This is a genomic window from Streptomyces sp. NPDC024698 (assembly GCF_055559015.1).
Genome location: NZ_JBVHLK010000006.1, coordinates 48,936 through 66,479, shown reverse-complemented (window position 1 = coordinate 66,479; position 17,544 = coordinate 48,936). Strand labels below are relative to the sequence as shown.

General features: G+C 72.8%; 18 protein-coding genes. 8 read left to right on the top strand and 10 right to left on the bottom strand.

The window, feature by feature from the left end:
• Window positions 1-190 precede the first annotated feature (190 nt).
• Entirely contained in the window at window positions 191-1,246 is a 1,056-nt protein-coding gene (locus ACZ4AA_RS15945) for a PucR family transcriptional regulator (protein ID WP_467601510.1), read from the top strand.
• A 1-nt stretch (window position 1,247) separates the two neighbouring features.
• Here the strand turns inward: ACZ4AA_RS15945 and ACZ4AA_RS15940 are convergent, their stop codons facing one another.
• A complete protein-coding gene (locus tag ACZ4AA_RS15940) occupies window positions 1,248-1,988 on the bottom strand; it encodes a flavodoxin family protein (RefSeq protein WP_467601508.1) in 741 nt (246 codons plus the stop codon).
• A gap of 362 nt (window positions 1,989-2,350) precedes the next feature.
• On the opposite strand from ACZ4AA_RS15940, the gene ACZ4AA_RS15935 reads away from it, so the two are divergent.
• The 3 genes from ACZ4AA_RS15935 to ACZ4AA_RS15925 all read left to right on the top strand — a co-directional run bounded on the left by ACZ4AA_RS15935 (window position 2,351) and on the right by ACZ4AA_RS15925 (window position 5,587).
• On the top strand, window positions 2,351-3,148 hold the full coding sequence (locus ACZ4AA_RS15935) for an oxidoreductase (protein ID WP_467602452.1): 798 nt from the start codon (window positions 2,351-2,353) through the stop codon (window positions 3,146-3,148).
• 130 nt (window positions 3,149-3,278) lie between these two features.
• Window positions 3,279-4,928, top strand: a complete 1,650-nt coding sequence (locus tag ACZ4AA_RS15930) for a serine/threonine-protein kinase (RefSeq protein ID WP_467601506.1) — start codon at window positions 3,279-3,281, stop codon at window positions 4,926-4,928.
• Window positions 4,925-5,587, top strand: a complete 663-nt coding sequence (locus tag ACZ4AA_RS15925) for a hypothetical protein (RefSeq protein ID WP_467601504.1) — start codon at window positions 4,925-4,927, stop codon at window positions 5,585-5,587. Before ACZ4AA_RS15930 ends, ACZ4AA_RS15925 begins: the two co-directional genes overlap by 4 nt.
• Before the next feature lie 15 nt (window positions 5,588-5,602).
• Here the strand turns inward: ACZ4AA_RS15925 and ACZ4AA_RS15920 are convergent, their stop codons facing one another.
• The 4 genes from ACZ4AA_RS15920 to ACZ4AA_RS15905 form a co-directional block, all read right to left on the bottom strand.
• On the bottom strand, window positions 5,603-6,037 hold the full coding sequence (locus ACZ4AA_RS15920) for a hypothetical protein (protein WP_467601502.1): 435 nt from the start codon (window positions 6,035-6,037) through the stop codon (window positions 5,603-5,605).
• A 317-nt stretch (window positions 6,038-6,354) separates the two neighbouring features.
• Window positions 6,355-6,849, bottom strand: coding sequence for a hypothetical protein (locus ACZ4AA_RS15915; RefSeq protein ID WP_467601499.1), 495 nt, complete (start codon window positions 6,847-6,849; stop codon window positions 6,355-6,357).
• Window positions 6,850-7,247: 398 nt separating this feature from the next.
• On the bottom strand, window positions 7,248-7,505 hold the full coding sequence (locus ACZ4AA_RS15910; protein WP_467601497.1) for a hypothetical protein: 258 nt from the start codon (window positions 7,503-7,505) through the stop codon (window positions 7,248-7,250).
• Window positions 7,492-7,815: a DUF6400 family protein gene (locus tag ACZ4AA_RS15905; protein ID WP_467601495.1), complete on the bottom strand. Its 324-nt coding sequence runs from the start codon at window positions 7,813-7,815 to the stop codon at window positions 7,492-7,494. The genes ACZ4AA_RS15910 and ACZ4AA_RS15905 overlap by 14 nt, the downstream gene beginning before the upstream one ends.
• Window positions 7,816-8,083: 268 nt before the next feature.
• Here ACZ4AA_RS15905 and ACZ4AA_RS15900 point away from each other — a divergent pair, with 268 nt between their 5' ends.
• From ACZ4AA_RS15900 to ACZ4AA_RS15885, 4 genes are all read left to right on the top strand, one after another.
• Window positions 8,084-9,826 (top strand): bifunctional phosphatase PAP2/diacylglycerol kinase family protein, encoded by a 1,743-nt coding sequence (locus ACZ4AA_RS15900; RefSeq protein ID WP_467601493.1) that lies wholly within the window; start codon window positions 8,084-8,086, stop codon window positions 9,824-9,826.
• Window positions 9,827-10,780 (top strand): YihY/virulence factor BrkB family protein, encoded by a 954-nt coding sequence (locus tag ACZ4AA_RS15895; protein WP_467601490.1) that lies wholly within the window; start codon window positions 9,827-9,829, stop codon window positions 10,778-10,780.
• A complete protein-coding gene (locus ACZ4AA_RS15890) occupies window positions 10,781-11,560 on the top strand; it encodes a phosphatase PAP2 family protein (RefSeq protein WP_467601487.1) in 780 nt (259 codons plus the stop codon).
• A 119-nt stretch (window positions 11,561-11,679) separates the two neighbouring features.
• Complete coding sequence (locus tag ACZ4AA_RS15885) at window positions 11,680-12,033, top strand: putative quinol monooxygenase (protein ID WP_467601485.1); 354 nt, start codon at window positions 11,680-11,682, stop codon at window positions 12,031-12,033.
• On the opposite strand, the gene ACZ4AA_RS15880 is transcribed toward ACZ4AA_RS15885, so the two are convergent.
• The 5 genes from ACZ4AA_RS15880 to ACZ4AA_RS15860 form a co-directional block, all read right to left on the bottom strand.
• Window positions 12,030-13,061, bottom strand: a complete 1,032-nt coding sequence (locus ACZ4AA_RS15880) for a medium chain dehydrogenase/reductase family protein (protein WP_467601483.1) — start codon at window positions 13,059-13,061, stop codon at window positions 12,030-12,032. The genes ACZ4AA_RS15885 and ACZ4AA_RS15880 overlap by 4 nt on opposite strands.
• Window positions 13,062-13,183: 122 nt before the next feature.
• Window positions 13,184-13,654: a DUF5990 family protein gene (locus ACZ4AA_RS15875; protein ID WP_467601480.1), complete on the bottom strand. Its 471-nt coding sequence runs from the start codon at window positions 13,652-13,654 to the stop codon at window positions 13,184-13,186.
• A 159-nt stretch (window positions 13,655-13,813) separates the two neighbouring features.
• On the bottom strand, window positions 13,814-15,454 hold the full coding sequence (gene pgm, locus ACZ4AA_RS15870) for a phosphoglucomutase (alpha-D-glucose-1,6-bisphosphate-dependent) (protein ID WP_467601478.1): 1,641 nt from the start codon (window positions 15,452-15,454) through the stop codon (window positions 13,814-13,816).
• 83 nt (window positions 15,455-15,537) lie between these two features.
• Entirely contained in the window at window positions 15,538-16,533 is a 996-nt protein-coding gene (locus tag ACZ4AA_RS15865; protein ID WP_467601476.1) for an MASE1 domain-containing protein, read from the bottom strand.
• 73 nt (window positions 16,534-16,606) lie between these two features.
• Window positions 16,607-17,437, bottom strand: coding sequence for a PP2C family protein-serine/threonine phosphatase (locus ACZ4AA_RS15860; RefSeq protein WP_467601474.1), 831 nt, complete (start codon window positions 17,435-17,437; stop codon window positions 16,607-16,609).
• Between the last annotated feature and the right edge of the window lie 107 nt (window positions 17,438-17,544).

Here is a 17,544-nt window from a genome sequence, read left to right as displayed (position 1 = left end):
TCCGTGTCCCGGACAACGGCGACGCTGCCGCTGTCCGGTACAGGACCATCCGCGTGCTCCCCTGCCGTCATCGTGCCTCGCGCTGCATGGCATGCGCATTGCCGGTTCCCGGCAGCGTTGCCTAGGCTCTGGGTGCCGGTCACCATCAGGAAGTCGTCACCGGGCCGTCGAGGAACCGGGGGACGAACGGATGGAACGGCGGATACCCGAGCAGTATCTGGAGGGCTACGCCCGGATACTGGCCGACGTCTCCGTCACCGGCAGGCGTCTCACCCGGAACGAGATCGAGTCCCGGCGCTCCCTGGGCGAACGGGCCGCCGACGCCGGTCACGGACTGCCCGCCCTCGTCAGCGCCCACCTCTCCGCCGCGCGCGCCGCCTGGCCCGCCTCACCCGGTTCGGCGGACCGCGCGCTCGCCGCGGTCCAGCAGGTCATCGACGCCTTCGCCGAGGGCTACGACAGGGCCCAGCTCCTCGCCGTGCGCAAGGAGGAGGCCGCCCGGCGCGAGTTCATCGACGACCTCCTCTACGGGCGCAGCGACCTGGGCCGCCTCGCCGAACGCGCGGAGCGCTTCGGTCTGCGGCTCTCCCCCACGCACGCCGTCGCCGTCGCGCAGGGCCCGACCGCCTACGACGAGTCGGCGCCCGTGCCCCGCCAGGTGGAACGGGCCCTCATCGCCCGCTTCGGTGACCGCAACATCCTGTTCACCACCAAGGACGGCCGGATGCTGTGCATCGCCCCCGGCGAACAGGACGACGTCCTCACCCACTTCGCCGAGCAGGCGCACGCGGCCACCGACGGCGGGCAGGTGGCGATCGGCAGGCCCAGGCCCGGCGCCGGCGGGGTCGTCCAGTCCTACGAGGAAGCGCTCAACGCCCTCGAACTCGCCGAGCGGCTCGGCCTGGACGCTCCCGTGCTGCGCGCCGCCGACCTGCTCGTCTACCCCGTACTGACCCGGGACCGCCAGGCGATGGCCGACCTGGTCCTCGTCGCGCTCGGTCCGCTGACGAGAGCCCGTGGCGGAGCCCGGCCGCTCCTGGACACGCTCACCGCGTACTTCGACACCGGTTGCGTCGCCGCGGCGGCGGCCCGCCGGCTGTCGCTGAGCGTGCGCGCGCTGACGTACCGCCTGGAACGCATCCACCAGCTCACCGGCGCGGACCCCGCCGACCCCGCGCACCGCTACACACTCCAGACCGCGGTCATCGGCGCCCGGCTGCTCGACTGGCCCGCGCGGAGTCTGTGACTCAGCGGTAGTCGGGGTTCGGGGCGTCCGGACGGCAGCCCGCGTCCCAGAGCGAGCGCTGGTTGCCGTGCGCCGGGATGCCTCCCGACCGCTTCAGCAGGGCCGCCAGGTGCATCAGGTTCCAGGTCATGAACGTGGTGTTGCGGTTGGTGAAGTCGTTCTCCGGGCCGCCGGAACCCGGGTCGAGATACGAGGGACCGGGTCCCGCGGGCCCGATCCACCCCGCGTCCGCCTGCGGCGGGACCGTGTAGCCGAGGTGCTGGAGGCTGTAGAGGAGATTCATCGCGCAGTGCTTCACACCGTCCTCGTTGCCGGTGATCAGACAGCCGCCGACGCGTCCGTAATACGCGTACTGCCCCGCGGAGTTGAGGACTCCCGAACCGCTGTAGAGCCGCTCGACGACCCGCTTGGTCACGGAGCTGTTGTCGCCGAGCCAGATCGGCCCGGCCAGGACGAGGATGTCGGCGGCCATCACCCGCTCCTGGATGGCCGGCCAGTCGTCCGTGGCGAAGCCGTGCTCGGTCATGTCCGGGTAGACGCCCGGAGCGATGTCGTGGTCGACGGCGCGCACGACCTCGACCGTGACTCCCCGCTCCTCCATGATCGCGCTGCTCTTGTCCACGAGACCCTCGGTGTGGCTCAGCTCGGGCGCGGGCTTCAGCGTGCAGTTGATGAACAGCGCCCGCAGGTCTTCGAAGCGGTACGCGTCGTCGGCTGCCGAGGGCGACGGTGACTCGGTCACGGGGGACTCCTTCGTGCGGGGCTGCGGCGGTGCGGGCCGGGGCACGACGCGGCCCGGTGCCGGGTCCTGTCGACGTGCCCGGGAGCAGCGTCTCCCGTGGACACCGGCTTGTCCCCGACCGACGCACGGAAACGCGGAGCCCGGGGTGAGTGACGGCGTGTCGCCCGCCGTACGGGTGCGCGCCGTACGGCGTACACCGTCCGGCGCGCGGCCCTTGCCGCAGGCCGCGGACGTCACCCGGGTCACTCGTCCACAGCCCCGGCGGCGCGTCGCGCCCGCCGTCTATGGTGGTGATCGTGACGACGACTGAACGATGGGAACTCGGCGGCGACTTGAGCGTCGCACGCATCGGCTACGGCACGATGAAACTGACGGGCTGGCCGAGAGGCGAGCGGCCCGACCGGGACACCTCACTGGCGATTCTGCGCCGCGCCGTGGAACTCGGGGTGAACCACATCGACACCTCGTACTACTACGCACGGGACGGGGTCGCGGCGAACGAGCTGATCCGGGAGGCGCTGCACCCCTACCCGGACGACCTGGTGATCGTGACCAAGGTGGGCGCGCTGGTCGAGGGCGCCGACATCTCCCTGCCCGAGGCGCGGAAGACGGGCCTGACCCCCGACAATCTGCGGCGCGGTGTCGAGGCGAACCTCCGCTCGCTCGGCGTGGACCGGATGGACGCGGTGAACCTCCGGATGGGCGACATCGGCGCGGCCGACACCGCGTCCCTGGCCGGCCCGCTGGAGACACTGCTGGCGCTGCGCGACGAGGGCCTGATCCGGCACATCGGCGTCTCCAACATCTCGGCCGACGAGTTCGCCGAGGCCCGCAAGATCGCGCCGATCGCCTGTGTGCAGAACCTGTACAACCTCGCCCAGCGGGACGACGATCCCCTCGTCGACGCCTGCGCCGAGGCAGGCGTCGCCTACGTCCCCTTCTTCCCGGTCGGCGGCTTCCAGCCGGTCACCGCCGAGCACCTGGAGTCGGTGGCCGCACGCCACGGCGCGACCACGCCCCAGGTGGCCCTGGCCTGGCTGCTGGCCCGATCGCCCAACATCCTCCTCATCCCCGGCACCGGCTCCCTCGCGCACCTGGAGGAGAACATCGCCGCCGGAACACTCGAACTGACCGCGGAGGACCTCGCCGAACTGGGGTGAGGACCGCCCGGCGATCCGTTCCGCGCCCTCTGCAACCGAAGCGGCCCGGATCGTGTCTCAGCACACGGCTGGAGCGCGCGGGGACCGGAATGCCCCGCGCGCGCTCCACGTCCCGGGGAGGCATTGAGTCATGAGCACATGGGCGGTACCGGGCTACACCGAGTCCCGCGAGCTCGGTTCGGGGGCGAGCGGACGCGTCGCGCTGGCCGTTCACGAGGGGACCGGTCATCCGGTCGCGGTGAAGTACCTCAGCGAGTCGCTGCGCACCCGGCCGGGCTTCGTCCAGGAGTTCCGGGCGGAGGCGCGGCTGCTCGGCGGGCTGCGCAGCGACCACGTGGCCGGCCTCTACGAGTACGTGGAGGGGCCCGAGGGCGCGGCCATCGTCATGGAACTGGTGGACGGGGTGTCCCTGCGGGCCGTGCTCGGCCGGCAGGCCCCGCTGGAACCGGAAGCCGCTCTCGTCCTCCTCAAAGGCTCCCTGCTCGGTCTCGCCGACGCCCACCGCCTCGGCGTGGTCCACCGGGACTACAAACCGGAGAACGTGCTCGTCCGCCCCGACGGCACCTCGAAACTCGTCGACTTCGGGATCGCCGCCACCGACGGCACGACGGCCGGCATCGCGGGCACCCCGTCGTACATGGCACCCGAGCAGTGGACCGGAGCGCCCGCCTCGCCGGCGGCCGACGTGTACGCCGCGACGGCGACGTTCTTCGAGTGCCTGACCGGACGCAAGCCCTACACGGGCGAGAACCTCGCCGAGCTCGCCCTCCAGCACGTGGACGGGACCATCCCCGCCGACGAGGTCCCCGAGCCGGTGCGCGGCCTCGTCCTGCGCGGCCTGGCCAAGGCGCCCGATCAGCGGCCCGCGCACGCCGAGGACTTCGTCGCGGAGCTGGAGGCGACGGCCGGCGGCGCGTACGGCGCGGACTGGGAGGAGCGGGGCAGGCGCCGGCTCGCGGCGCTCGCCGCCCTGTCGCTGCTGCTGCTCCCCTCCACCCCCGCCGTGCCCCGGCACGCCACGGACACGGCGCGCACGGTGCTCGGCGGCGTGCCCGACTGGCTGCGGATCTGGCGGCCGAGCCTGCGCGGACTCCTCGTCGCCGGGGCCGCCCTCGTCGCGGCCCTGCTGCTGACCTACGGCATCGACCGGCACGCCCCGGACTTCGGCACACCACGCGGGGCGGCGGAGGCCCTGGCGACGACCAGCGCGCGGCCGGCCGGTGACGGCGGCCCCACGGCGACGGACGGCCCCGGCTCGCCGACGCCGTCCTCCTCGTCGTCCGTGTCGGCCCAGGCCACGCCCTCCGCGTCGGCCACGGACGCGACCACCCAGCCGTCCGTGACGGCGTCCACGACCGCGGGGGCGTCCCCCTCGGCGACCGTGGCACCCCCGACGCCCCCGGTCACGGTGACGTCCGCGCCCCCCACCTCGTCCCCTTCGCCCAGCGTCACCGTCGGCGTCAAGTCGGTCGCGTTCAGCGGCTTCCGCCAGACGGGCACGGCGACGGCGACGGCCACGGTGACCGTCACCACCGACGGAACCGGACCGGTCACCCTCACGGTCGCGTGGTTCACCGGTGAGGTCGGCGGACAGCCCGGGACCCAGGACGGGGCGGCGGACACGTACCAGCGCAGCGGTGCGACCCAGTACACCATCGCCCTCGACCACACGTTCGCGGGAACCGGCTGCTACTGGGGCGTTCAGGCCGGCACCCGCCCGGCCTCCGCCGACGGTGGCGCCTGGCAGCAGCTTCTGACCCGGCGGTGCACACTGACATGACCGACGACTCCGGCGCCCCCGGCGCCCCCTCATCCGACGACGACTACAGCGCGACGGTGCTGGCCAGTCACTGGATCCAGCGGCCCGAGACCTCCGACACCCTTGCCCTCACCGGCGGTTCGGAGACCCTCGTCCTGTCGGGCACCACGGCCGCGGAGGTCCCGCCCGACCGGGTCGAGGGCACCCTGCTGCGCTTCGGCCCCGGTGTGAACGCCGACACCATGCGCCGGGCGGTGGGCGAGGTTCCGCCCGCCGCGCCCGTACGCCGCCGGACCTGGCGCCGGCACGCGCTGCCGGCCGTGGTGCTGCTGATCGTCGTCGCGTTCCTCCTGTGGCACCGCTCCGGGCCGTCCCTCGCGGTGGAGGGCGTCACGGTCACCACCGCGTCGCCCTCCCCCGGCTGCGACGAGACCGCCGACATCACCGGCACGGTCACCACCAACGGCAGGCCGGGCGAGCTCACCTACCGCTGGGTCCGCAGCGACGGCACCTCCTCGAAGGTCCTGCACGAGGACCTGACGCACGACCAGAAGCGTGCGCGGCTGCACCTGTTGTGGACGTTCCAGGGCGACGGCCGCTACGCGGCGCGTGCCGAGCTGCGACTGCTGTCGCCGTTGCACCGCACCGTCTCGACGGAGCTCACCTACCGCTGCCCGTGACCGGGCGCGGCGACGTCAGGCGCTCGGCGGTGTGCAGCCGCTCAGGCCGGTGACGTAGTTGAGCTGGGGGCCGTAGCCGGCGAAGGTGGCGATCGCCCGGGGCGGCAGGGTGCGGCACGGAGCGCCCTGCCCGTCGGTGTACTGCACGGTGACGTCCACGGTGGTGTCGCAGTCGTTCACGACGGTCGTGTAGCGCCAGTCGCTGTAGTAGTGGACGCAGTCCGGGGCGGGCGTCGGGTCGGCGGCATCGGCGGCGAGGACACCCCGGCCCGCGTCCAGCGCGGTGGCGGGTGCGCCGGCGGCACCCAACAACCCCAGAACGGCGACGGACAGGCCGAGAGCCGTCCGGATCGCGTGCGGTCGTGCGAAGCGGCTGGTGGTGACCATGGAGGCGTCCTTCATGTCGGCGAGAGCGGCGGCCGTGGAGCCGCGGCGCGTGCCACCTTGCAACGCCTGCAAGAGTTGCGCAAAGTCATGCAACATCTTTCAGTCGATGGTGAACTCTCAACCGCCGCGGCACTGTTCACGAGAACGTCCCGATACGGGCCTTGCGCCCGCCTCCGGCACGAGATGGACCCTGTTCGACCGGGCACGCGCGCCTCGTGGGCGCGCCGACGCCGTGGGCGGCCCGGTGGGGGACGGGCCACCGGCCGGCCCGGGCGTGCGGAATCGCGGCCTGCCCGGGTGCGGGCGGACCGCGCTCGGTCCGATGCGGGCGAAGCCGCGGTCAGCCGGTCGCGGGCGCGGCTGCGGTCAGCCGGCCGCGGTCAGCCGCGGGATCTGCCCTGGTCCCGGCGGCCGCCCTGCCGTGGCTGGGGGCGGCCATGTCCGCCGGCACGGCGACGCGACGGCGCCGGGGGCGCGTCCGCGCTGTTGAAGCCGGGCCCGCTCGGTGCGCTGAAGCCGCCGGGAACCGCGGGAGCGGCCACCGGGGCACCGGCCGCGGCCGGCGGGGCGGAGGGCGTGGAGGGTGTGCGGGTGCGGGGCACCGCGCGGCCCAGGACGCGGGTGTGCGTCATCAGCGGGGCACAGGAGGCGCAGACCTCCATGAGTGTCCACACCTGGGCAATGGCCGGATCGTGACGCAGCACCAGCAGGACGCTGCCCATGCAGTGCACCTGGCTGCCCTCGTGGGACGCGCACTGTGCCTGCCGGCAGGCGCAGGCGGCGTCCGCGTGGACGGTGGCCGCGCGGGCGTGGGCGCCGACATGGGCCTCGGCGAAGCGGCGCAGCGCGGCGAGGTCACGGGACCGCGGCGGCATGGCGCAGGGAGAGGAGCAGGTGACCGACGCGGTGCGGTCGCTGTGGCCGGAGATGCGAACGGTCCAGGTGCGTCCAGGACGTCGCGCGGCAGGTGATTCGGAGTGTGGGAGGTCCAAGACCGGCAGTCCTTCGGGCAGTGGGATGTTCGCGCAGATGCGCATGGAGTTTCTTTACCCGCGCGGGCCGGTCCGTCATTCACCGGTGGGCCGCGAGCGTCCTCGAATCTACGAGCGATGGCGTGCGCGGGCCCGGACTGCTGTCGCGCGGGGTTGCGATCTTCCCACAGTGGCGCATCGGACGAGTTCGACCCGCCTGGGGCCCCTGAGGATAACCCCGCCGTGACGTGCGGGTCCTGGGGGGTGGGCGAAGTCCGCTCCCGCGATGCGGGCCCGCCGGGTCAGCGTCCGGGACGGCCGCCCCTGACGCGGCTCCAGAGGGAGCGGGTCGCGCCGAATCCGGTCTCGTGGGCCCAGACATGGGTGCACGACGGGCATTGCAGATGGAGCAGGCTTCCGGTGCTGGAGAGCAGGTAGCGCCAGTGGGCGGAGCACGACCGCTTCTGCTCGCAGGACGCGCATCCGCGGCTGTCGGCGCAGTTCGGGCAGGCCACCCAGGCGCGGCGCCCGATGTCGGCCCCCGGGTCAAGCGGCAGCACGGCCGTCTCCGCGGCGGGGAAGCACACCGGCCGCGACGAGGTCGTCGTACACGCGCCGCTGTCCCTCGTCGAGACCGGAGTACAGGAGCGCGTAGGCGGCCTCCTCCTGGCGCATCACCTCCATCGGGTCCCAGTCGGGACCGAGGGCGGCGAGGACCTGGGCCTGCCGCAGGACCTCCTGGGCGGTCAGGTCGACGGTGAACTCGACCAGCGCGGAGGCCTCCGGCCGGCCGTGACCCGCCGGGCGCGGGGCTCCGGCGTCGTCGGGACCGTCGGGGCCGTCGGGGAGCGGGGGATTTCGTGGGGCCATGGGTCAGAACTTAGGTATGCCTTTCTTGTCGGGACAAGAGGTCGTGGGCGAAGTCACAGCAGGCCGGAGCCGTGACGGAGAACACCAAGTCGGCGAACGACCGTGACGGGAACGGGTACATCGGGTACCACGGCTGAGCCGGGCTCCCGGAGCGTGTCCGCGCCCCGGGAGGCCTGTACGGGGCGATCCGGGGCAGACGGCGGTGGACCCGGGGGGAAGCGCGTCCCGGGCGAAATCCGGCCGCACGCGCTGCCCCTGGGAGTCCCCGATGCCGACCGCCGTACCGGACGGAGCAGCCGCAGTGCCCGGCAGCCGGACCGAGACAGGGAGCTCCACCCACCGGTTCGCACTGCCCCGGGGCACGGGCCGGACCGGTGTGCGCATCGCCGCGCTGACCGCGTGCCAGGCGGCGACCCTGGTGGGCTTCGGGCTGCTCATCACCGGTCCCGCCCGCGGACTGTGGCCCCTGACGGCCGAGGACACCGTGAACGAGCGCCTCGAACGGGCCCGGACCGGCACCCTCACAACGCTGTCGTCCATCGCCTCGGAAGCCGGCAACACCCTCACGGTCATCACCATCACGCTGCTGGCCTGTCTCGGCCTGCTCCTGATACCCCGCCTCCCGATGTGGCGTCAGGCGGTGTTCCTCGCCGTCGCCGTCTCGCTCCAGTCGCTGGTCTTCCTGGCCATCACCGAGTCGGTGGACCGTCACCGGCCGGACGTGGACCGCCTCGACGCCTCGCCGCCGACGTCCAGTTACACCTCGGGACACACCGGGGCGGCGACCGCTCTCTACGCCGGACTGGCGGTCCTCGCGCTGTCCCGGATCCGGGGACCGTGGCGCAGGGTCATGGCCGGGCTGCTGCTGCTCCTGCCGCTGCTCGTGGGCCTCGCCCGGCTCTACCGGGGCATGCATCACCCGACGGACGTCATGGGCGGCCTGGTCAACGGCGGGCTGTCGCTGCTGATCGTGGGACGCGCCCTGCTGGTCGACCGGTCCGTGACCGCGGCGCCGTCCGCGCCCGCCGCGACGGCCGTACGCACCGCGGAGGAGCGCCCGACCGGGACGACCGCCGTGATCCTCAACCCGACGGTGACCGACGCGTCCGAGCGCCAGGAGCTGCGGCGGACCCTCGAACGGCACGGCCATCGCGAGCCCCGGTTCCTGGAGACCACCGCGGACGATCCCGGGGCCGGGCAGACGGCCCGCGCGATCCGTGAGGGCGCGACACTCGTCGTGGTCTGCGGCGGGGACGGAACGGTCCGCACCGTCGCCGACGCCCTGGCGGGAAGCGGGGTCCCCCTGGCCATCGTCCCCTGCGGCACCGGCAACCTGCTGGCCCGCAACCTCGGTCTGCCGCTCTCCCCCGTCGCCGCGCTCGAAGCCGCGCTGGGCGGCGGCCCGCGCCGGCTCGACCTCGCGGGCATCGAGGGCGACGGCCTGAGCGCCACCCGGTTCACCGCGATGGCCGGGGCCGGACTCGACGCGGCGATGATGGAGCACACCGATCCTCGCGCCAAGGCCACGCTCGGCTGGCCGGCCTACGCGCTGGCGGGCATCACGACCTTGCGGACGCCCCGGATGCGGGTGACGATCCGGCTGGACGGATCCCCCGCCTTCCACCGCACGGCCCGCATGGTGCTCGTCGCCAACGTCGGAACCGTGCAGGGCGGGATCACCCTGCTGCCCGCCGCCCGCCCCGACGACGGGCTGCTCGACCTCTTGGTGCTCGACCCGCGCGGACCCGGCGGCTGGCTGCGGGCCGTAGGGACCCTGCTGCGCGGGCACGCGCGGCCACCGCGCCCGTCCACCGTGCGCACCCTCGCGGCCGAGGGCGAGGAGCACGACGAGGTCCCGGTGGAGTTCTTCACCTTCCGGCGCGCCGAACTCGTCTTCGGCTCCCCTCAGTCCCGGGAACTCGACGGGGATCCGGTGGGCCGCGGCCGACGCCTCACCGCCGAGATCCAGCCCGGAGCGCTGACCGTGCTGCTGCCCTCCCGGGAGAAGTGAATGGGTACCGCGACCAGGGTCCCGGAGACCCATGCCATGACCGGGGAGGACCTCTCCGCCGACGAGGCACTGGCGTCCCTGCGCCGGTACGGCGGCTGGCCCCTGCTGCGCGACGCGTTCATCCGGTTCCGCTACGCCGACGGGTTCAGCCACTCCCGGGCGCTCGCCCTCCAGACGGTCCTGGCCCTGATCCCGCTGGCCATCGCGTTCGTCGGTCTGTCCTCGGCCCTGCACACCGAGGACATCGGCAGGGTCGCCGAACTGACGATCCGCCGGATCAGCGCGGGCCCGAGCGCCGAGGTGGTCGACGACGCGCTGCGCCGCAGCCGGCACACCGCGGGCGACGGGGCGCAGGTCGCCCTGTGGTTCGGGCTGGCCTTCTCCCTGGTCAACGTGACCACCGCGATGTGCCAGATCGAGCGCGGTGCCAACCGGATCTACGGGAACGAGCGCGACCGCGTCTTCCACCGGAAGTATCTGCGCGGCCTGGTGATGTCGCTGAGCGCGGGAATCCCGCTCGGCCTCGGTTTCGTGCTGATGGTGGCAGGCGGCGACCTGGCCTCCGCGGTCGTGACCGTCTACCACCTCGACGGGGCCGCCAAGACCGCCTGGGACGTGCTGCGTTGGCCCTCCGGTCTGCTCCTCGCCCTGATCTCGGCCAGCGCGATCTTCCGCCGCTCCCCCCGCCGTCGTCAGCCCGGATACACCTGGCTGGCGTTCGGCGCCGCCGTGTACCTGGTGCTGTGGACGGCGCTGACCCTGCTGCTGAGCCTCTATCTCAGGGTGAGCGGCAGCTTCGACACCGTCTACGGCCCCCTCAGCGCCTTCATGTCCCTCCTGCTCTGGGCCTATCTGACGTCGATAGCCCTGTTCCTCGGACTGTCCTTCGCCGCGCAGCTGGAGGCCTCGCGGGCGCGGCGTCCCGGTCCGGTCCTACCCGATCCGGGAGTCTGAATGGCGGCACGCGTGACGACCCTCGGCCCACGGGACCGCCGGCGGACGGCCGACCGGCGGTTCGGTGCCCGGCTGCTCGGCTCGGCCGCGGTGGCCGCGATCACCGCGGTGCCGTTCGGTCTGCTCCTCGTGCTGGTCGAGGGACAGTGGCGGCCTCTGCGCCGACTGGACGTGAGCGCCGCCCGCCGCCTGCACGGGATCGCCCTGGAGCATCCCGACTGGACGAGCACGCTGCGCTTCCTCTCCGACCGGGTGTGGGATCCGCTGACCCTGCGTACGGCCGTCGGGCTGTTGACGCTCTGGCTGCTGCACCGCCGGGCGTGGCGGCTGGCCGCGTGGTCCGCGGTGACGGCGGTGGCCGGCGGAGTCATCGGCCTCCTGGTGAAGACGGTCGTCGAGCGGGCGCGTCCGTCGCTGGAGGATCCGGTGGCACGGGCGCCGGGGTTCTCCTTCCCCTCGGGCCATGCCATGACCGCCACCACCTCGTTCGCCGTCCTGCTCCTGGTGCTGCTGCCCCTCGTTCCCCGCTCCTGGCGGGCGCTGTGCTGGGGTACCGCCGTGCTCTCGGTCGTCGGGGTCGGCTTCACCCGTGTCGCCCTGGGCGTTCACTGGTTCAGCGACGTGCTGGGCGGCTGGCTGCTCGGTCTGACCGTCGTCGCGCTGACCACCTGGGCGTTCGAGGCCTGGCGGGCCGACACCGGGAGGCCTCCTGCCGAGATCGGCGACGGTCTGGAGCCCGAACTCACCGGCGAACGGCCCGAAGCCGGAGGCCCCGGGTGAGTCCTGGTCCCCGGCGCGGGCGAGGGCTTCGGCGCGGGCTGAGGGCGTACCCACCGGCCCGTGGTGTGGAACCGGCCCGGACGGCACAGAATGTCTCGGAGCCGACCCGAGGAGCACTCATGATCTTCATCACCGTCAAGTTCAGCGTCCGCCCCGAGGACGCGGAGAAGTGGCCGGAGATCACCGCCGACTTCACGGCCGCCACCCGCGCCGAGCCCGGCTGTCTGTGGTTCGACTGGTCCCGCAGCCTCGACGACCCGACGGAGTACGTCCTGGTCGAGGCCTTCCGCGACGACGAGGCCGGGGCGTCCCACGTCCAGTCCGCGCACTTCAAGGCCGCCCAGCAGACCCTGCCGGGCCATCTGACCGCGACACCGCGCATCGTGAACGTGAAGCTCCCCCAGGACGACTGGTCCCTCCTGGGGGAGATGGTCGTGGAGGACCAGCCCCAGGGCCTGCCCGACAAGGACTAGGAGCTCAGGACGACCTTGCCGGCGACGGTGCCGGACTCGGCCAGTCGCAGCGCCTCGGCGGCCTCGGTCAGCGGCAGCTGGGCGGCGATCCGGGCGGTGACGTCACCGCGCCGGAGGGCGTCGAAGACCTGCGTGAGGTCGGCGCTCAGCCGGGCGCGGAAGCGGTTCTGGGACAGGGCCTTGCCGGCCCAGATGTTGAAGAAGTAGGCGTGCCGGCCGTTGGGCAGGCTGTTCCACAGCCACACCCGGCCGAGCAGCTTGAGCACGGGCCACTGCTTGGACCCCGTGTCGTCGCGGGTGGAGGCGCTGCCGTAGGAGACGAGCGTGCCGCCGGGGGCGAGCAGGTGCCAGGAGTCGACGGCGCTGCGGCCCCCGACGTGGTCGAACACGGCGTCGACACCGCCGGGCGCGAGTTCCCGTACGCGGGCGGCCACGTTCTCGGTGCGGTAGTCGACGGGGGTCACACCCTGTTCCCGCAGGGCGTCGTGGTGGCGCGCGGAGGCCGTGCCGATCACCTTCGCGCCCGCGGCACGGGCGAGCTGGACCAGGACCGAACCGACGCCGCCGTTGGCACCGTGCACGAGGACGGTCTGCCCGGCGCGGACCCGCGCCTTGCGGTGCAGCATCTGCCAGGCCGTGATGCCGTTGACGACCACGGTCTCCGCCTCCGCCGCCCCGACCCCGGCGGGCACCGGTACGACGTCGGCCGCCTCCACCCGCACATGGCTGGCCCACCCGCCGACCTTGAGCAGGGCCGCGACCCGGGTGCCGGTGAGCCCCGGGTCGACTCCCTCGCCCGTGGTGAGAACGGTGCCGACCAGGTCGTAGCCGGGCACGAAGGGGAACGGGGGCTGGTCGTAGTACCGCCCGCGGCGCATCTGCTGTTCGGCGAAGGAGACGCCGGTCGCCTCCATCCGGACGACGACCTGGCCGGGGCCCGCGACGGGCACGGCGCCGGTCCGGATCTCCAGCCCCTCCGGCTCCACCTTGCCCGGCAGGACGACCTCGACGAGCCCTTCGGCGTTCATGACGACCTCCATTGCGATCCGCGCGAGTTACCCGATCTCGCTTTAGTTAGAGGTTATTACCGACGGGCGTGAGCGTCAAGAACTTTCGTTATAGGTTCTAACGCGACGTGGAGCCCGAGGCGCTACGCGGCGGTTTCGACCGTCCACTCGATGTCCGGCGGCACGACACGGGCGCAGCGCGGGTGGCCGAGCGCGTCGGTCAGACCCAGGCGGCCGACGAGGAGGCCCTCGCGCGCGGCGGCGGCGAGCACGTCGGCCGGGACGGCGTCGAGCATGAGCTTGGCCCGGCGGAACATGCTGAAGACGCCCGCCTCGTCGACGGTGCCCCACGACAGATAGATGAACCGGTGCCCCAGGCGATACTGCACATAGGGGCCCGTCACCTCCAGGCCCGCCGGTGTGGGCTCGGCCGTGCACGCGAGCGTCCAGGTCGCGGACACGCCGTCGCCCGGCTGGGGATCGAGGAGTTCGGCCGGCCGGTCACGGCGTTGCACGGCCACGTGGATGTTGTCGTACGCCGAGCCGGTGCCCCGCCCCTCGGGGGCCGGGCAGGTGGATCCGGGCAGGTCGTCGGCGTCGATACGGATGCGCATACGGGCCATCATCCCGCCGAACCGCCGGGGACTCCCCCACGCCCCCGGTCCTCCCGCACCGGGGGCCGGAACGTGATCGGCGCCGGCGCCCGGGACCGCCCCGTGGAACGGCGGAAGGCGGCGCCGTTCCACGGGGACCACGGCGCCGCGGGTACGGCCTCAGCCGGACAGGGCCGCCGAGACCACCGCCTTGGCCTCGTCCTGCACCCGGCGCAGGTGATCGGTGCCGAGGAACGACTCCGCGTAGATCTTGTAGACGTCCTCGGTGCCCGAGGGACGGGCCGCGAACCAGGCGTTCTCGGTGGTCACCTTGATGCCGCCGATGGGCGCGCCGTTGCCCGGCGCCTCGGTGAGGACCGCGGTGACCGGTTCCCCCGCGAGCGTGTCGGTGGTGATCTGCGCGGGCGAGAGCTTGGCCAGCAGGGCCTTCTCCTCGCGCGAGGCGGGGGCGTCGATGCGCTCGTAGGCGGGCTCGCCGAAGCGCGCGGTGAGTCCGGTGTAGTGCTCGGAGGGCGTCTTCCCGGTCACTCCCGTGATCTCGGAGGCGAGCAGGGCCAGGATGATGCCGTCCTTGTCGGTGGTCCAGACCGAGCCGTCGCGGCGCAGGAAGGAGGCGCCCGCCGACTCCTCGCCGCCGAACCCGAGGGAGCCGTCGACCAGCCCGTCCACGAACCACTTGAACCCGACGGGCACCTCGACCAGCCGGCGGCCGAGGTCGGCGGCGACCCGGTCGATCATCCCGGACGACACCAGGGTCTTGCCGATCCCCGTCCCGGCGGGCCACCGGTCCCGGTGGGAGTAGAGGTAGGCGATGGCGGCGGCGAGGTAGTGGTTGGGGTTCATGAGGCCGCCGTCGGGGGTGACGATCCCGTGGCGGTCGGCGTCGGCGTCGTTGCCGGTGGAGATCTGGAAGCGGTCGCGCCGCTCGATGAGCGAGGCCATCGCGTACGGGGAGGAGCAGTCCATGCGGATCTTGCCGTCCCAGTCCAGCGTCATGAACCGCCAGGTGGGGTCCGTGAGCGGATTGACCACGGTCAGGTCCAGCGCGTGCTGTTCGGCGATACGCCCCCAGTAGGCGACCGAGGCCCCGCCCAGCGGGTCGGCGCCGATACGGACACCGGCCTCGCGGATCGCGTCCAGATCCAGCACCTGGGGCAGATCGGCCACATAGGTGCCGAGGAAGTCGTGACGGTCGGTGCCGGGCGCGGTGAGCGCCCGGGCGTAGGGGATGCGCCGTACGTCCTTGAGGCCGCCCTTGATGAGTTCGTTGGCGCGGTCCTGGATCCAGGAGGTCGCCTCGGAACCCGCCGGGCCGCCGTTCGGCGGGTTGTACTTGAAGCCGCCGTCGGCGGGCGGATTGTGCGAAGGGGTGACCACCACACCGTCGGCGAGGCCGGAGGAGCGCCCGCGGTTGTACGTGAGGATGGCGTGCGACACCGCCGGAGTGGGCGTGTAGCCGTCCGTGCTGTCCAGGAGCACGGTCACGTCGTTGGCCGCGAACACCTCCAGGGCGGTGACCCTGGCGGGTTCCGAGAGCGCGTGGCTGTCGGCGCCGAGGAACAGCGGGCCGTCGGTGCCCTGGCCTTCGCGGTACTCGCAGATGGCCTGGCTCGTGGCGGCGATGTGGTCCTCGTTGAACGCGGTCGCCAGGGACGAACCCCGGTGTCCCGACGTACCGAAGGCGACGCGCTGGCCGGGTTCGGCCGGGTCGGGGTGGAGCGCGTAGTACGCGGTGACCAGCCGGGCCACGTCGACGAGGTCCTCGGGGCCGGCCGGACGGCCCGCTCGCTCGTGCTGCATGTACCCGCACCTCCGTGTCGGTGGTTCAACGCTGTCGGGCTCATCTTTCCCCACGGAGGCGTACGGCGGCACGGTGCCGACCGTCAGCCGTAGCCCTCCTCCTCCGCGGGAGGCGGCCTGGGCGTGGGATTCCCGGTCGTCAGATGTTCGAGTACCTCCACCAGTTCCTGGCAGGCCCGTTCCACCGAGCGTCTGGTGTTGCGCTGTTCGGTGATGACCGCGGACAGCAGGAGGGCCGTCAGGGCCATGGTCCCGTTGAAGGCCTGGAGTTTGATCATGACCTCCGTGTGGGTCAGCCGCTGGAACGGGCCGACGCCGTCGGTGGCCGCGACGGTGGCCATGACGGAGGCGAACAGGGCGCACACCAGGCTGCCCGGCAGCTCGAACCGCAGGGCCGCCCAGATCAGCAGCGGATAGACCAGGAACATCATGCTGATGGAGGAGCGGGTGGCGACCGGCACCAGGACGGCGGCCGCGCCGAGGATCAGTACGGCCTCCTTCCACCGCGACAGGCTCAGCGGGGCCCGCAGGGCGTACAGCATCAGGATGACCGGGGTGACGATGAGGACGCCCATCGCGTCCCCCACCCACCAGGCCAGCCAGACCGGCCAGAAGTCCTCCAGGGCGATCTTGTCCGTGAGGACGAGCAGGCCGACGTCGACGGACGCGCTGATCGTCATGGCGCCGAGGGCCGCCAGGAACACCAGGGCGAGGCCGTCGCGGAACCGGCTGAGATCGGGTCGGAAGTGCACGGCGGCCAGCAGGAGGTAGGCGCAGACCGGGGCGACGGTGTTGCCGGCCACGATGCCGGCCGCCGAGGGCTGGAGCGAGGCGAACGAGGAGAGGGACAGGACGACCAGGAAGGCCCCGATCGCGATGCCGAGCCAGGCCCACAGGCCGACGAGCAGCAGGGCCGCGACGGCCACCCCCGTGGGCGGCCAGATGGGGGTGAAGACGGCTCCCTCGACGCTCAGCCGCCGCATGAGTCCCAGCCGCCCTGCTCCGTAGTAGCAGGCGGCGATCACCAGCGTCTGAAGAGCGACGACGACGGGCCGGCGCATCTCCTGTGTAGCCACCACAGAGCCATCAGACACCGCCCGGGCCCTGTCGGCGAGGCGAGCGCGCGCCCGCCGGGCGGGGGCGGTGGGCCCCTCAGCGGACCAGGACGGTGGGCGCGCCGTGGCGGACGACGAGCACGGCCGCGTCGTCCTCGTGTCCCACGCGCTCGGCCCCCTTGATCACCGCGGCGGCCAGCGAACGGGCCGACAGGCCCGCGACGGCCGCGATCCCGGCGAGCCGTACGACCTGGCCGAGTCCGTCGTCCACGGTCATCGAGGGGCCCTCGACCACGCCGTCGGTCAGCAGGACGAAGACTCCTCCGGTGGTGAGGCGGTGCCGGGTCACCGGGTAGAGCGTCCCGGGCTCGACGCCGAGCGGCGGGCCTCCTTCGTCCTCGGTGATGCCGGACTTCCCGTCCGCCGAGGCCCAGACGCACGGTATGTGCCCGGCCCGCGCGCTCTCCAGCATGCCGGTGGCCGGGTCGAGCCGCATGAAGGTGCAGGTCGCGAAGAGGTCGGAGCCGAGGGACAGGATGAGGTCGTTGGTCCGGGCGAGGAGCTCTCCGGGGTCGTCGGTGACGGACGCGAGGGCCCGCAGACCGACCCTGACCTGCCCCATGAACGCGGCGGCCTCGATGTTGTGGCCCTGTACGTCACCTATGGACAGGCCTATGCGGTCGCCGGGCAGCCTGAAGGCGTCGTACCAGTCCCCGCCCACGTTGAGGCCGTAGCAGGCGGGCGCGTACTGGACGGCCATGTCGAATCCCGGGGCGGAGGGCAGGTCTCCCGGAAGCATGCCTCGTTGCAGCGCGATGGCCAGTTCGACCTGTGAGCGCTGGAACTCCGCGCGTTCACGCGCCTGGGCGGTCAGCGTGCCGAGCCGGGTGAGCAGCTCGTCGTCGTCCGTCGGCGGATTGCGGGACATCGACCACTCCGGAGGAAAGGCCACACATGAAAGAAATGTTAAGAAGACGCCTCTATCGGATGATAACGAGCAAGCGGGCGGGACCCGACATCGGCGAGGTGGCGGCG